Origin of the sequence: Ruania alba (assembly GCF_900105765.1) — a bacterium.
In the GTDB taxonomy this organism is placed as follows: domain Bacteria; phylum Actinomycetota; class Actinomycetes; order Actinomycetales; family Beutenbergiaceae; genus Ruania; species Ruania alba.
This window is the reverse complement of sequence record NZ_FNTX01000001.1, coordinates 1,885,914-1,899,632: the sequence shown is the minus strand read 5'-3', so window position 1 is coordinate 1,899,632 and position 13,719 is coordinate 1,885,914. Positions and strand designations below refer to the sequence as shown.

At 66.0% G+C, this 13,719-nt stretch carries 12 protein-coding genes; 3 read left to right on the top strand and 9 right to left on the bottom strand.

The features are described 5' to 3' along the window. The first annotated feature begins 15 nt into the window (after nucleotides 1–15). Entirely contained in the window at nucleotides 16–936 is a 921-nt protein-coding gene (locus BLU77_RS08735; protein WP_245708736.1) for a MurR/RpiR family transcriptional regulator, read from the top strand. A 3-nt stretch (nucleotides 937–939) separates the two neighbouring features. Next, nucleotides 940–3,204 carry an FAD-dependent oxidoreductase gene (locus tag BLU77_RS08730; RefSeq protein ID WP_245708735.1) on the top strand — a complete coding sequence of 755 codons (2,265 nt, stop codon included), beginning with the start codon at nucleotides 940–942 and terminating at the stop codon, nucleotides 3,202–3,204. Nucleotides 3,205–3,473: 269 nt separating this feature from the next. On the opposite strand, the gene BLU77_RS08725 is transcribed toward BLU77_RS08730, so the two are convergent. From BLU77_RS08725 to BLU77_RS08690, 8 genes are all read right to left on the bottom strand, one after another. Continuing rightward, entirely contained in the window at nucleotides 3,474–4,565 is a 1,092-nt protein-coding gene (locus tag BLU77_RS08725; RefSeq protein ID WP_089772576.1) for a Gfo/Idh/MocA family protein, read from the bottom strand. Nucleotides 4,566–4,602: 37 nt separating this feature from the next. Further along, nucleotides 4,603–5,388, bottom strand: a complete 786-nt coding sequence (locus BLU77_RS08720; protein ID WP_089772575.1) for an SDR family NAD(P)-dependent oxidoreductase — start codon at nucleotides 5,386–5,388, stop codon at nucleotides 4,603–4,605. A gap of 28 nt (nucleotides 5,389–5,416) precedes the next feature. Then, entirely contained in the window at nucleotides 5,417–6,733 is a 1,317-nt protein-coding gene (locus BLU77_RS08715) for an ABC transporter substrate-binding protein (RefSeq protein WP_089772574.1), read from the bottom strand. 93 nt (nucleotides 6,734–6,826) lie between these two features. Further along, complete coding sequence (locus tag BLU77_RS08710) at nucleotides 6,827–7,864, bottom strand: Gfo/Idh/MocA family protein (protein ID WP_089772573.1); 1,038 nt, start codon at nucleotides 7,862–7,864, stop codon at nucleotides 6,827–6,829. A gap of 2 nt (nucleotides 7,865–7,866) precedes the next feature. After that, nucleotides 7,867–8,454: a hypothetical protein gene (locus tag BLU77_RS08705; protein ID WP_089772572.1), complete on the bottom strand. Its 588-nt coding sequence runs from the start codon at nucleotides 8,452–8,454 to the stop codon at nucleotides 7,867–7,869. A gap of 82 nt (nucleotides 8,455–8,536) precedes the next feature. After that, the gene (locus BLU77_RS08700) at nucleotides 8,537–9,553 is read right to left on the bottom strand and encodes a Gfo/Idh/MocA family protein (protein ID WP_089772571.1); all 1,017 of its coding nucleotides are present in this window, start codon (nucleotides 9,551–9,553) and stop codon (nucleotides 8,537–8,539) included. Beyond that, entirely contained in the window at nucleotides 9,550–10,407 is an 858-nt protein-coding gene (locus tag BLU77_RS08695) for a carbohydrate ABC transporter permease (RefSeq protein WP_089772570.1), read from the bottom strand. The genes BLU77_RS08700 and BLU77_RS08695 overlap by 4 nt, the downstream gene beginning before the upstream one ends. Further along, a complete protein-coding gene (locus BLU77_RS08690) occupies nucleotides 10,404–11,363 on the bottom strand; it encodes a carbohydrate ABC transporter permease (protein ID WP_089773088.1) in 960 nt (319 codons plus the stop codon). Before BLU77_RS08690 ends, BLU77_RS08695 begins: the two co-directional genes overlap by 4 nt. A gap of 212 nt (nucleotides 11,364–11,575) precedes the next feature. Between BLU77_RS08690 and BLU77_RS08685 the strand changes: the two genes are divergently transcribed. Next, entirely contained in the window at nucleotides 11,576–12,754 is a 1,179-nt protein-coding gene (locus tag BLU77_RS08685; RefSeq protein WP_089772569.1) for a XylR family transcriptional regulator, read from the top strand. Nucleotides 12,755–12,825: 71 nt separating this feature from the next. Here BLU77_RS08685 and BLU77_RS08680 read toward each other — a convergent pair whose 3' ends face one another. Continuing rightward, nucleotides 12,826–13,716 (bottom strand): alpha/beta fold hydrolase, encoded by an 891-nt coding sequence (locus tag BLU77_RS08680; RefSeq protein ID WP_089772568.1) that lies wholly within the window; start codon nucleotides 13,714–13,716, stop codon nucleotides 12,826–12,828. Between the last annotated feature and the right edge of the window lie 3 nt (nucleotides 13,717–13,719).

The following is a 13,719-nucleotide window of genomic DNA, read 5'->3' as shown; positions in this document are numbered from 1 at the left end:
AGAAGGAGTAGGTACGTGACAGATCGGGAGGGTACGGAGAGTGCGGACGATCAGCATGTCGCGGATGTCGACTATGGGCCAAGCCCCTTGCACGCTCTTCGAGAGGCGCTACCGCGACTGAAACGGACGATGGCCCGGAGCGCGCAGTACATCGTCGACCATCCTGGTGAGGTCGGCGAGTCCTCCATCACCGGTCTGGCACGGTCGGCCGATGTTTCCCCCGCGAGTCTGAGCCGATTGGCGGCCTATCTCGGCTTCGCCGGGTTTCCCGCCATGCGCGCCGCGATCGCCACCGAGCACGGGCGCGAGATGGAAGCGGGCTGGCACCGGGACATCGGTGACGAGATCCTGCCCGAAGACGGTCCGAAGGCCGTCTTGGAGGTCCTGGCTGCCAACCAGCAGCGCGCGGCGCGTACGGCTATGGGCGCCATCGACGTCGATCTGGTGGTGCAGGCCGCGGACTGGATCGCTTCCGCTCGGCGCATCCACCTGCACGGCGAGTGGGCGGACTCGGTGGCCGTGTCCGAGCTGTACATGCGGCTTCTCCGGATCGGTCTGCCGGTCTGGTTCCACGACGGTGCCGTCACCTCACAGGTACTGGCCAGCATGATGGGCCCCGGTGACGTGGCGCTCATTCTCTCCCGCAGCGGAAACGACAAGGTCGGACTCGACTTCTGTGACCGTGCGCAGCAGAACTCCGCGCACACCGTGGCCATCACCGGCGACCCGGACTCGGTACTCGCCGACCGCTCAGAGATCAGCATCTTCACCGGGATCCGGGAGGGGCTGACATGGACCGACTTCTTCGCCGGGCGCGCCAGCGACACCTTGACGACCTCGCTGCTCTGGGTGCTCGTCGCCCAACGCGTGCCAGGTGGCCTCGGGTTGGCAGCGAGCCTGTTCGACAAGATTCCTACTGCTGATGGAGATCGATAACACGTGACGTCCCACGACGTTGACCTCATTCCGCTAGAAACCGTGCACAGCGACATCACCGTGGTCGGTGGCGGGCTGGCCGGGGTTTGTGCGGCACTTGCCGCCGCACGGCAAGGGATGCGGGTCGCCCTGGTCCAGAACCGACCCGTGCTGGGAGGGAACTCCTCCAGCGAGGTCCGGGTCTGGGTGTGCGGCGCCACCGCGCACGGGGTCCAGCATTATGCACGCGAGACCGGGATCATGGGCGAACTGTTCGTCGAGAACCAGTTCACCAACCCCGAGGGCAATCCGTACTACTGGGACCTGGTGCTGCTCGAAGCCGTGCGCGCTGAACCAGGGATCGAGCTGTTCCTGAACACCGACGTCCGGGAGGTCGATGCCGACGGCCCGAGCGAGGATCGCCGGATCAGGTCGGTCTCAGGGTGGCAGATGGGGTCCGAGCGGCGACTGCAGTTCCGTTCGACGACGTACATCGATGCCAGCGGCGACGGCATTGTCGGGTTCCTCGCCGGTGCGCAGTACCGGACCGGCCGGGAGTCCCGTGCGGAGTATCAGGAATCGTGGGCGCCCGAGTCCGCCGACGCCGAGACGTTGGGCTCGACGATCTTGTTCTATGTCAAGGACGTCGGCTACCCGGTGAAGTACGTGCCGCCGTCGTTCGCTCGGGACATCACCGAGACTTCCATCCCCACTCTCCGCGACATCCACGAGGGAGCCAACGGGTGCGACTACTGGTGGATCGAGTGGGGCGGCGACCGTGACGTCGTCGCGAACAACGAGGAGATCCGCGACGAGCTGCAGGCGGCCATCTACGGGATCTGGGACTACCTGAAGAACTCCGGCAAGTTCGATGCCGACAACCTCACGCTCGAATGGATCGGCGCCGTGCCAGGGAAGCGTGAGTACCGGCGGTTCCTCGGTGACCATGTGCTCACGCAGCACGACGTGCTGGGCCAGACACCGTTCGAGGACCGGGTGGCCTTCGGGGGGTGGTCGATCGACCTGCACCCGCCAGGGGGCATGTACGCCACCGAGAAAGGGTCGCGACACTGGCATCCGGACGGGAACTATCACATCCCGTTGCGATCGCTGTACTCGCGGAACGTCTCCAACATGTGGATGGCAGGCCGCAACATCTCGGCCACACACGTGGCATTCGGCAGTACCCGAGTGATGGCCACCTGCGGTGTGATCGGCGAGGCGGCCGGGATCGGTGCGGCGCTGAGCACGCGGCGCGGATGCACCCCGCGCGAGCTTGCGACGGAGCACATCCACGACGTACGACGCACCCTGGTGCGGGCCGACGCCTCGGTGCTGGGGGTGCGGCATGACGACCCTGCCGACCTCGCCGTGACCGCCCGGGCGGCGGCGAGCTCACACCTCACCGCGCTCGGTGGGAGCGAATCGGCCGGTCGATGGGCGCTGAGCTCCGCTCTGGGTGTGGTGGTCCCCGTGGATCCAGCTCTGGAAGGTGTCGAGCTGCTGATCGATGCAGACCAGGACACCGAGCTGGTGATCGATGTGCACGAGGTGAGCCGACCCCAGAACTACGTGCCGCACCAGAAGGTCGTCGGCGCATCTGTACATGTCCGCGCCGGAGCGGCGCAATGGGTCGACGTACCGGTGCGCTGGGATCCGGACACGCCGCAGAACGCCTTCCTGGTGGTGCACGCCAACCCGCATCTCAGTGTGCACACGTCACCGGGCCCGTTCCCGGGTGTTGTCGCGCTGACCTACCGCGAGCTCTCTCAGGCAGAGCCTTACACCGAGCAGTGGCGCGCATGGAAGCAGGTGCTGCGCCGGAACGCGCCATGTCTGCGGCTCACGCCCGCGACGCACGCGTACTCCGCGGACAAAGCGATCGGGGGATATGCGCGGCCGTGGGCGGGTCCCCAGATGTGGGTCTCACAGCCACTCACCGTCGACCCCGAGCCACAGTTGGAGCTGCGCTGGGATCAGTCCGTCACGATCGGGGAGGTGGCCGTGATCTTCGACGACGACCTGGATGAGGACCTCATCAACCTCCACCACCATCGGACCCCCTTCGACGTGCTGCCGACACTCGTGCGTGACTACCGGATCGAGGCGGTCGACGAGGCGGGGACGCGTGTGGTGATCGCCGAGATCACTGCCAACCGGGTGCGGCACCGGCGCCACCGGCTGGCCACACCTGTGACTGCCACTGGACTTCGGCTCGTGGTCACCGGCACGAACGGTGCCCCACATGCCCGGGTGGTGTCGTTGCGGGCGTGGGACGCGCAGGGGTAGTCGTATCGGCGTCAATCGGACGCTCTCCTACGGCGCTGAGCTGTATGGATGACGGTCGGCGGACGCCTGTGTGGCCACTCTGTGAAGCACCCGAATCAGATGCGCCGACACGAGCAGGGAGGCTTCGTACACCTCGGTGGGACCTGGCTGGTCCACCATGCATGGTGGACCAGCCAGGCACCTACATCGCTAGCCTTGCAGGCTCGCTGAAGGGGGCAGAACGAGCAAGCACCCGGCGATTGAACTCTCCACCCGCCGGGTGCCGGCGGTCAGAACTGCGGAACTTCGACCGGCCGCCCGCCCTGCATCGCCGACTCGTGCGCTCGCAGGCCCACGCTGGTCCAGTTCGCCGCAGTGTCGACGTCGACCGACGGGGCCCGACCTTCGACGATGCTGCGCACGAACTCGTGAGCGAGGTGCGGGTGAGAGCCCCCATGCCCGCCTCCCTGGGCGAAGGAGAGGTGACCGTTCTCGGCGTCGTAGACACCACGGGTGGTGAACGACTGGATCTCCTGCGGCAGCAGGTGAGCATAGTCGGGCACCGTGATGCGTTCGGCGTTCTCCCCGTGGAAGAGGACCGGCTGACCGCCCTCGGTCTGTGCCCACTCGAAGGAGGTCTGCGAGCCGTAGACGTCGAAGCTCTCCACATATTCGCGCGCGGTGGAGAACAGTGACCGCGACACCTCCGCCGTCAGGTCGCTGCCGGCCAACGTGATGTGCGCGGATTCCACCGCGAACGGTGACCCGTACCGGCCCTGCAGATGCTCCGGTATCGCCCCCGAGCCCACACAGGAGACCGTCTCGGCCCGCTTCCCGGCCAGGGCCAGCAGCGGAGAGACCGCGTGGGTCGCGTAATGCATCGGTGGTAGGCCCTCCCAGTAGTCCGGCCACCCGGTCATGTCCTGGTGATGGGCGCCCCGCAGGAACTGCAGTCGCCCGAGCTGACCGCTCTCCAGCAGATGCTTCACATGCAGGAACTCCCGCGAGTACACGACCGTCTCCATCATCATGTAGGTCCGGCCGCTGGCCCGGGCCGCAGCAACGATGCGTGCACAGTCCTCGATGGAGGTAGCCATCGGTACAGTGCACGCCACGTGCTTCCCGGCTTCCAGAGCCGCCACGCTCTGGTCGGCGTGCAGCGGGATGGGCGTGTTGATGTGCACCGCATCGACGTCCGGATCGGTGAGCAGTTCCTCGTAGGAGGTGTACCGCCGCTCGAGAGCGAAGCGCTCTCCGGTCGCATCGAGGTTGCCGCGATCGCGCTGGCAGATCGCCACGAGCTCGGCGTCCGGATGCGCCTGGTAGATGGGCACGAACTCGGCCCCGAATCCGAGCCCCACCAGGGCCACATTCACCGTCATGATTGTTCCTCCTGTGTGCTGACTGTTCCCGTCCGGCTCACCCGAGACGTCCGGAGAGCGCGGTCAGACCGCCATCCACGGCCAGGCAGGCGCCCGTGATGTAGGACGCGTGGTCGCTGGCCAGGAAGGCGATCGCGTGGCCAATCTCCTCTGGACGCCCCTGACGGCGTTGGATACCGGGGCCGCCTTCGTGCGGGGTCATCACGGCAAGGTCGATCTCCTTGCCGGCCTCGGCGGCGCGATTCTTGTGGAAGTCCGTCAACGTGGGCCCGGGGAGGATGGCGTTGACCCGGACCCCGGCGTCGGCGTGGTCGCACGCCATCGAGCGGGTGAGTGCCAGTACTCCGGCCTTGGTGGCGTCGTACTGAGCCATTCCCGCCCGGCCGGTGATGCCGTTGGCGGAGGAGACGCTGACGACCGAACCCGCACGCCCCGCCATCAGCGGGATGATGTGCTTGCACGTCAGCCCCACGCCGATGAGGTTGACCTCCGTGATCCATCGCCACGAGTCGACGGTCGCTTCGGTCACCGGTCCCCAGACCCGCGCTGCGGCGTTGTTGACCAGGACGTCCACGCCACCGAAGCGTGAGGCGCACAGCTCGGCCAGCGCGATGTTGGCTTCCTCCGAGGCGATGTCGAGTTGGATGGACGCGGCATCCGGGGCTCCGAGGCGGACGGCCTCCTGGCTCGCCTCCTCCGCGAGCCGTCCGTCGAGATCGGCGACCACCACACTGGCCCCCTCAGCGGCCAGGATGTTGACAGTCTGCCGGCCGATGCCGGCACCGCCGCCGGTGACGACGGCGACCTTGTTGCTGAAACGCATGGTTCTCCTTGTTTTCGGGGTAGGGGTATCAGGCGAGAAGTGAAGCGGCCTGGTCGAAGAAGCTGTCCACCGCGGCCGGGATGTCGGTCTGTTCGAAGCGCAACTCCTCAGCGGTGCGCGAGAGCAACTGATAGACCTCCCGACCGGCGCGGGGTGTCAGCGAGTCCATCGGGTCGCCGATCTCGGTGATGAGCGCCAGGTAGTCCGACGGGGTGAGGAGGCCGTCCTCGCCGGCATCCTCCTGCACCAGCTCCGCCGAGCTCGGGCTCGGTGGCACGCCGCGGGAGTTCCCGATCACCTCGACCGCCTCGGGGTCGTTGATCCAGAACTGCATGAACCGAGAGCACTCCATCGGGTAAGCGGTCCCAGCCCATGCCGACATGAACAGGTTCGGGCGGACGAAGTTGGCCCGCTTGCTCCCGCCCTCCGTGTCCGGCATCGGCAATGCCTGAATCTGCGACGGAGTGAGGGCACGCACACCGGTGAGCTCGCTGCTCGTGGTGAAATACAGGGGAGCGACGCCGGTGATGATCGGGCTGGTCTCGTGACCGGTGTCCTCGGCGGACACGTTGGGCGGAACGCAAGCTCCACTGGCGCGCATGTCAGCCCACCACTGCCAAAACTCGCGCAGGTCGTCCTTGTTGAAGCCCAGCGTGGTGGGGGAAGCCTCCGTGTCGAAGAAGCTCAGTCCACGGCCACGAACCCAGGGTTCGAAGACCTCGTACATCCCGCTGCCGTCCTTGATGCCCCACAGCTTCTCACCGGAGGCCTCGCGAATGCTGTTCGCGAGCTCGGAGACGTCGTCCCACGTCCACGCGCCGTCGGGAATCTCCAGACCTAGATCCTGGATCACCTCTCGGTCGGCGAGAATCGTGAAGGCGTCGGTACTCATCGGTACGCCTGCACGGATGCCGTCGATAATTCCGTAGTTCTGCAGGTCGCTGTTCCAGTCGCTGATCTCGATGGGGTCGCCGATGTACTCCTCGAGATCGAGCAGTGCGCCACGCTCGGCGTAGTCGACAAGCATCTGGTTCGACATCTGGAAGGCGTCCGCACCGTTGTCGCCTGCGATCTGGGTGGCCATCCGATCCCAGAAGTCATCCCAGGAGGCATTTTCCGGGGTGATAGTGACGTTCTCGTGGCGACTGTTGTAGAGCTCGATCGCTTCGTTGGTGGTGCGGTTCATCTCCTCGTGGCCCCACCAGGCAAACCGCATGTCCTTGGGTGCGTCGTCGTTCTCGACACTGTTACTACCGCCGCCTTGACCACAGGCCGAGGTAGCGCCGACGGTCGCGGCGCCAAGCGCGATGCCGGAGGTACGCAGGAAGGTCCTTCTGCTGACCATGATGTGTCCTTTCGTGTGACGGCTGCGTCGTCGCAGCCGGCTCTGGGGTGGGATGGGTCAGGTCGTAGGGATGGGTCAGGTGTGCGGGGCAGGTCAGGCTGCTGGGAAGGGCTCAGGTCGCACGGCCGGGAGGTCGCAGGCCTTGAGCGCGTCTTCGATCAGGCGCAGGGTCGCTGCTCCCGACTCGGCGTCCACCGGGGAGGGGGAGTCACTGTCGACCGCATCGATGAAAGCGCTCATGCCCCGCCGCATCAGCTCAGCGTTCTCGGCCGACATGCGTGTGCGGATCGCGTCCGGGTCGTCCAAGGCGACGGGCGAGTGCACGTCCGGCACGTGGCCACCGCTGCCCAGCGAGGTGCGTGCCGGTGTGACACCGAAACGCAGGGTGGCCGCATCGCCGAAGAGGTCGCCTCCCCAACCGATGTTCCATGGGTCGGCCTCATGGGCGGTGAAGTCGATCGTCACCACGGTGTCAGCACAGCGCATCGTCGCCGCCAGGGCGTCCTCGCCGGGACTGGGTGTCCCGCTCCGGCGAACCCTGGTGGCACGGATCTCGTGCGGTTCACCGAGGAGCAACCGCAGGACGTCGACCAGGTGGCAGCCAGCCTCCATGAATGGCGTCACGACGTTGCTCGCGTCGCTGAACCAGTGAGCCATGCTCGTCCAGGCCTGGTGCGGGATCGCGGCGTGGAAACGCGCCAGATAGAGGTCGCCCAACGCACCTTCCTCAAGTGCTTGGCGGGTGCGCACGACGGAATCGGAGTAGCGCATGAAGTAGCCCATCTGCGTGAGGACACCAGCACGCGAGGCGCGGTCGGCAACCTCGGCCAGCCGCGCGGAGGTCCGAGCGCCGGTCTTCTCGATGAAGACCGGCACTCCCGCGCCGATCGCGATCTCTGCGAAACGGGGCGCTTCATCGTTACGCCCGTCTACTACCGCCGCGCCGGTTCCGCGCAGCGCCTCGTCGGCGCTGCGGACACTCTCGGCGGCGTACTTCTCCGCGAAACTCCGCGCGGCGGTGGGGTCGGGATCGTAGACACGGGTGATCCGCGTGCGGGGGTCCTCATGAGCCGCGCTGGCCCACGCGTCCGCATGGGGGTGGGTCACACCCAGGAATGCGACGTCAAGCATCGTTACAAGTCACCTCTGCAGGGTCGAAGGGAGGTCGTGGGCCGTGGGGCGGCCACACGACCCAGATACAGGGCGAGGCCGGGGCCGAAGATCACGCCGACGAGCGGGACGTAGATCACGAGCGCCACGGTGAGCGCCGCCCCCAGCAGCACGGCAACGTGCCAGAGACCGAAACGCGTGGCTCTGCTCGTCGCACGTCTGACCAGTTCGGCACGCGCAACCTCGGGATCCTCAGCCAGCTCGTGAACGCACGCAGCCAGCCACCACACAGCGATCAGCAGCGCCGAGACATTGACGGCGTAGAAGGCTCCCGCCGCCAGCGTCGCCTGACCAGCCAGGAACGCGAGGTTGAGCACGCTGATCGCTCCCACGGCCACGCTTGCCGGACCGAGGAACCACGTGGTGGGCAACGCACGGCGGACGTCTCCCGGAAGCTCTCGCCAGAGCCCGGAGACCCGGCCTTGTGAGGCCTTGAGCAGGAGCCGCGAACCGGCTCCGAGTGCGGGTACGGCGGAGACCAGGGGGAGTGTGAGCACGATCATGACGAGGCTGAGGCCCGCCAACAGGCTCACCGTCCGAAGCGCGTCCATGACGCGTTCAGCGAGGGGTGTGGGCTCTGCTGTCCGTCTGGGCAATCCTGCTGGCCGGCCGAGCATCTCCGCGACGGTCTTGTCATGCCAACTCAATGGAGCGCCCTTCCGCGATGGACCGGTACGCCGCATCCAGCGTGCGCATCGACTGCAGCGAGTCCTCTACCGTCACGAGTGGCCGAGCGTCCCCGGCAGCACAGTCGAGCGCGTGTGCGATCGAGCGGGTGACCGACCGGTCGAACCAGTTCTCTTCCACAGCAACAACCTGGTTGCCGCCGCGGCTGTCCCGTCGCCGGAGCACGTTGTCGCTACCAGTCTCGATCGAGAGGCGGATCTGCTCGGAGGTGAAGATCTCCTTGCGCCAGTCCCATCCCGGGGCACCCCAGAATCCGACCAGCGTCATCATCGTGCCCGAGTCGAACTCGACCATCATTGTCGCGGTGTCCTCACCCTTCTCGGGATTGCCGGCAGCGAGCTGGTTAGCCGTCGCGGTCACTCGGCGTGAGGGTCCGAACCAGAAGTGCGCCAGGTCGATCAGGTGCGAGCCCGACTCGAACAGGCACCCGCCTCCGGTCATGGCCGGATTGCCGCGCCAGTGGTGTGGGGAGCGCAGGGCAGCGAGGTGGTCGCCGAGGATCTCGATGTGTGCAACCAGACCGGCACCCCAGAGTTGCTCAGCGAGCCCGTCACGGACACGCTCGTGAACCGGGTCGAAGCGCTGGTGGTACTTCACCATCAGGTTGCCAGTGGAGGCTCGGTCCGCGTCGGCGACCTCGGTGGCTTCCTCCAAACCCAGCGCCATGGGCTTCTCACAGAGGACGAAACGTCCCGCGTCGAGCACCTGGATCGCCTGAGGTGCATGCAGCGCCACAGGTGTGACGAGATCAACCAGATGGACATCGTCGTCGGCCAGGATGGTGTCGAGGTCGGGCGCGATCCGCGGTACTCCCCACCGTTTGGCTGCAGCGTGGGCAGCATCGCGGTCGGGGTCGCAGATCCACGCGACTTCGGCGCGGTCCAGGTGGGCGTAAGCGGCGAGATGGGACTGCGCGAAGGAGCCCGCACCGATGACGGCCACCCGCACCCGCTCGGCGCTCACTTGAGCCCCGTCGTGGCGATGCCACGGATCAGGTACCGCTGCCCGAACACGAAGAAGACGAATATCGGGACGAGGGACAAAACGGACATGGCGAACAGGGCTCCCCAGTCAGTGCCGCCGAGGTCGACGAAGAGTCGGATCGCCAGCGGCACGGTGAACAGATCGTTGTCGGTCAGGAAGACCAGTGGACGGAAGAAGTCGTTCCAGGTCCAGATGAAGGAGAAAATCGCGGTGGTGGCCAGGGCCGGAACCACCAAGGGCAGCATGATCCGCCAGTAGATCTGGAACGGCCCACACCCGTCGATGGAGGCTGCCTCATCGATGTCACGGGGAATGCCGCGCATGAACTGCACCATCAGGAAGATGAAGAACGGGTCGGTCGCGAAGAATTTCGGAACCGTCAGAGGAAGGAAGGTGTTCAGCCAGCCGAGCTCCGAGAACAGAATGTACTGGGGAACAATCGTGACGTGCTCGGGAAGCATGATGGTGACGAGCATGACACCCATGAAGAGCGCCTTGAGCCGGAACCTCATCCGTGCGAACGCGAACGCGGTCAGGGAACAGGCGATCAGGTTCCCCAGAATCACCGAGCCGGTGACGATGAAGCTGTTCCGGAAATAGATCGCGAAGGAGTTCTGCTGGGCATCCCAGCCGCGAACGTAATTGTCGAGTGTCGCGTCGGTCAGCGCCAGTCCGGCGCTGGTGAAGATATTCTCGTTCTCGCGCAGGGAGCTGACCAGCATCCACAGCAGCGGGTAGAGCATCCCGATGGCGAGCGCGATCAAGAGCAGGTGCATCGCGACTCGACGCATCGGCGGCTTGGTGCGGGTAGTGACTGCGGCCTCGGCGCTCATCGGTCACCATCCGCATAGAAGACCCAGTATCGGGAAAGTAGGAAGTTGATTCCGGTGATTGCGGCGATGACCACCAGCAGCACCCAGGCCATCGCGGAGGCATATCCCATGTCGAAGTTGGCGAATCCCTGCTGGTAGAGGTACAGCGTGTAGAATAAGGTCGAATCCGCGGGGCCGCCTTGACCGTTACTGACGATGTAGGCGGGAACGAAAGCCTGAAAGGCGTAGATCGTCTGCAGGATGAAGTTGAAGAACACAATCGGTGTCAAGAGAGGGATCGTGATGCTGAGAAACCGTCGAACATGCCCGGCACCATCGACTTCGGCCGCTTCGTAGTACGAGCGTGGGATCTGACGCAGGCCCGCGAGAAAGATGATCATGGGCGAGCCGAAGGTCCACACGTTCAGCGCGATGATTGTCATCAAGGCGGTATCCGGGTTGCCGACCCAACTGTGGGTGGTATCGATGCCGATGGCACCGAGTGCGGCGTTCACGAGCCCATCGCTACCGAATACGGTCCGCCACAGCACGGCGACCGCGACACTGGTTCCGATGAGCGAGGGCAGGTAGAAGACCGCGCGGTAGATGGCGATTCCGGCGATCGCTCGGTCCAGCAGCATCGCCAGTGCCAAGGCGAAGATCAACTGTAGCGGGACCGAGACGAGCACGTAGGTGGCGGTGACCACGACCGAGCTGAGGTAGCGCGGATCGCTCGTGAACATTCGCACGAAGTTGTCCAGTCCGATGAAGTTCGGGTCCTGGAGGAAGTTGTAGTCGGTCATGGATAGGTACAGCGAGGCCGCCATGGGGCCCATCACGAATACGAGTAGGCCGATCAACCAGGGGCTGAGGAAAAGATAGGGCGCGACTGCTCGCCGTCTGCGTGACTGTGGTGGTGAGGATGGTCGGAGCGCGGGCGCTGGTGCGCGCCGCCTCTCCTCGGTGAGTGAGCTCATCGTGGTTTGCTCCTGGGATTGCTGGAGAATCACCAGGCCGAACGCGACCGCATCGGCGCGTCGGTCTGGCTGCTTCTCGGCCGGCACGGGGGCCCGACCGATGTGATCAAGGAAGGTGATACGTCGTCGTTGTTGACCTCCTGACATCCACGTTAGGCAGCCGTCTGTGGCAAGACCATGCGTGATTACGCAGCGTTCCGTAGAATTTTTACATGGTCGATGACGCCCGCTCCACGCACGTCGCGCTGCTCGTGGAGACCTCCAACGCCTACGCGCGCGGGCTGTTGCGCGGGGTGCACGAGTACGTCGCCGCGCACCGGGATTGGTCGCTCTACCTGGTGGAGCACTCCCGGCTCGATACCGACTTCTCTTGGCTCGAAGGCTGGCACGGGCATGGGGTACTGGCCCGGATCGAGAATCCGGAGACTGCCACTTTCATCCGCCGGCTCGGTCTGCCCACGGTGGACCTGAGCGCTGGGCGCCTGCTGCCCGAACTGCCCGGAGCCGAGACCGACGATGACCACATCGCGCGCTGGGCGGTGGAGCACTTCGCCGAGCGAGGCATCACCAACTTCGCCTTCTGCGGCGATCCGCGGTACGGGTGGTCGATCAAACGGGGGAGCGGGTTCGCCGAGCACGCCGACCGGCACGGCTCACCCGCGCACGAGTTCACGATGCGCCCCACCGGCACACGCGCCACCGACCGGGATCGACTCGCCCGCTGGCTGACCGATCTTCCCAAGCCGGTCGGTGTGCTCGCCTGCTACGACATCGCCGGGCATGAAGTGCTGGAGGCGTGCAAGGTTGCCGACCTCGCCGTGCCCGACGAGATAGCAGTGATCGGCGTCGACAACGACGAACTGCTCGGCACACTCTCGTCCCCGGCACTGTCCAGCATCGAGCCGGACACTCGCCGCACGGGATACCTGGCCGCCGAGCTGCTCGACCGGATGATGACCGGCGAGCACGTCGAGCCGGGCCTGCGCCTGATCCCGCCGGTCCGCGTGGTCGCCCGGCAGTCCTCCGACTTGCTCTCGGTGGACGACGAACTCGTCGCTCACGCCTTGCGCTACATCCGAGACCACGCGGACGTGAACGTCACCGTGCCGGAGGTGCTGCGGGAGGTGGGACTCTCCCGCCGCGCGCTGGATCTGCGGTTCGTCAGGCAAGTCGGGCGCACGGTGCACACCGAGATCCTGCGGGTGCGGATGAACCGGGTGGCCGAGCTGTTGACCTCCACCGACTGGACGCTCACCCGGATCGCCGAGCGGTTGGAGTTCAAGCACGCTGAGTACATGGGTGCGGTGTTCAAGAAGCACACCGGGCGTTCACCCGGCCGGTATCGCCGGGATGTGACCGGCTCCATCGCTCGTCAGGACGGGTGGCGATGAGCTGTCACGTTCCGATCGAATGAAGGCGGGCGAGTGATCGAGGACAGGCTCATCCGACGTCGTCCTCGGTATCAGGTCTGGTCCGCTGATCCGCGTGCCGCCAGTTGCCGGACAAACCGGGTGATCTCCTCCGGCTTCTCCTCGGCCATGAAATGCCCGGCGTCGATCGGCTCGAAGGTCAGGTCCGCCGCCCAGTCCCGCCACAGGGCGGCAGCGTCGAAGCCGAGCACGGACCCCCAGTCCTGCGAGATCACTCCCACCGGCATCGGCAGCTGCGCGCCAGCGGCGCGGTCCGCTCGGTCCATCTCCACATCGATGCCGGCGGTGGCGCGGTAGTCCGCCACGATGGACGGCACCGCGGCTACGGAACTGTCCAGGTAGTGCCGGCGCATCTCGGGGGAGAAGGTGCCGCCGTTGTCCCAGGCGTCGAGGAAGGAGGCGAAGAAGTCCTCGGCCACCGCCCCGATCATCCGCTCCGGCAGGTCGGCAGGTTGGGCCATCAGGTACAGGTGCCAGGCCACCTTCGCATCCACGCCGTGCAGCACGTCCCAGGTGTCGAGGGTCGGCAGCACGTCCAAGATGCCGAGGTAGCGCACCGTCTCCGGATGATCCAACCCAGCGCGGACGCCCACCAGGGCACCACGGTCGTGCCCCACCAGGCCGAACCGGTCGTGCCCCAGGCGCTGCGCCACGGCCAGGATGTCACGTGCCATCGTGCGCTTGGAGTAGGTGTGCGGCCCATCCTCGGCGGGCTTGTCACTGGCGCCGTAGCCGCGTAGGTCGGGGATGATCACGGTGTGCTCGTCCGTGAGGCGGCGTCCGACCTCGCGCCACATCACGTGCGTCTGTGGGAAGCCGTGCAGGAGTATGACGGCGGGGCCGCTCCCGCCGACGGCGACGTTCAGTTCGACGCCATCCTCGCCGGGCAGTCGGTGGTAGTGGAAGTTCTCGATCATGGGCATCGG

What these genes read in the sequence shown, in the direction of transcription:
- BLU77_RS08690 (WP_089773088.1), bottom strand. Translation starts at nt 11,363, where the DNA reads ATGAGCTCACTCACCGAGGAGAGGCGGCGCGCACCAGCGCCCGCGCTC.
- BLU77_RS08680 (WP_089772568.1), bottom strand. Translation starts at nt 13,716, where the DNA reads ATGCCCATGATCGAGAACTTCCACTACCACCGACTGCCCGGCGAGGAT.
- BLU77_RS08715 (WP_089772574.1), bottom strand. Translation starts at nt 6,733, where the DNA reads ATGGTCAGCAGAAGGACCTTCCTGCGTACCTCCGGCATCGCGCTTGGC.
- BLU77_RS08710 (WP_089772573.1), bottom strand. Translation starts at nt 7,864, where the DNA reads ATGCTTGACGTCGCATTCCTGGGTGTGACCCACCCCCATGCGGACGCG.
- BLU77_RS08705 (WP_089772572.1), bottom strand. Translation starts at nt 8,454, where the DNA reads ATGGACGCGCTTCGGACGGTGAGCCTGTTGGCGGGCCTCAGCCTCGTC.
- BLU77_RS08725 (WP_089772576.1), bottom strand. Translation starts at nt 4,565, where the DNA reads ATGACGGTGAATGTGGCCCTGGTGGGGCTCGGATTCGGGGCCGAGTTC.
- BLU77_RS08695 (WP_089772570.1), bottom strand. Translation starts at nt 10,407, where the DNA reads ATGAGCGCCGAGGCCGCAGTCACTACCCGCACCAAGCCGCCGATGCGT.
- BLU77_RS08720 (WP_089772575.1), bottom strand. Translation starts at nt 5,388, where the DNA reads ATGCGTTTCAGCAACAAGGTCGCCGTCGTCACCGGCGGCGGTGCCGGC.
- BLU77_RS08685 (WP_089772569.1), top strand. Translation starts at nt 11,576, where the DNA reads ATGGTCGATGACGCCCGCTCCACGCACGTCGCGCTGCTCGTGGAGACC.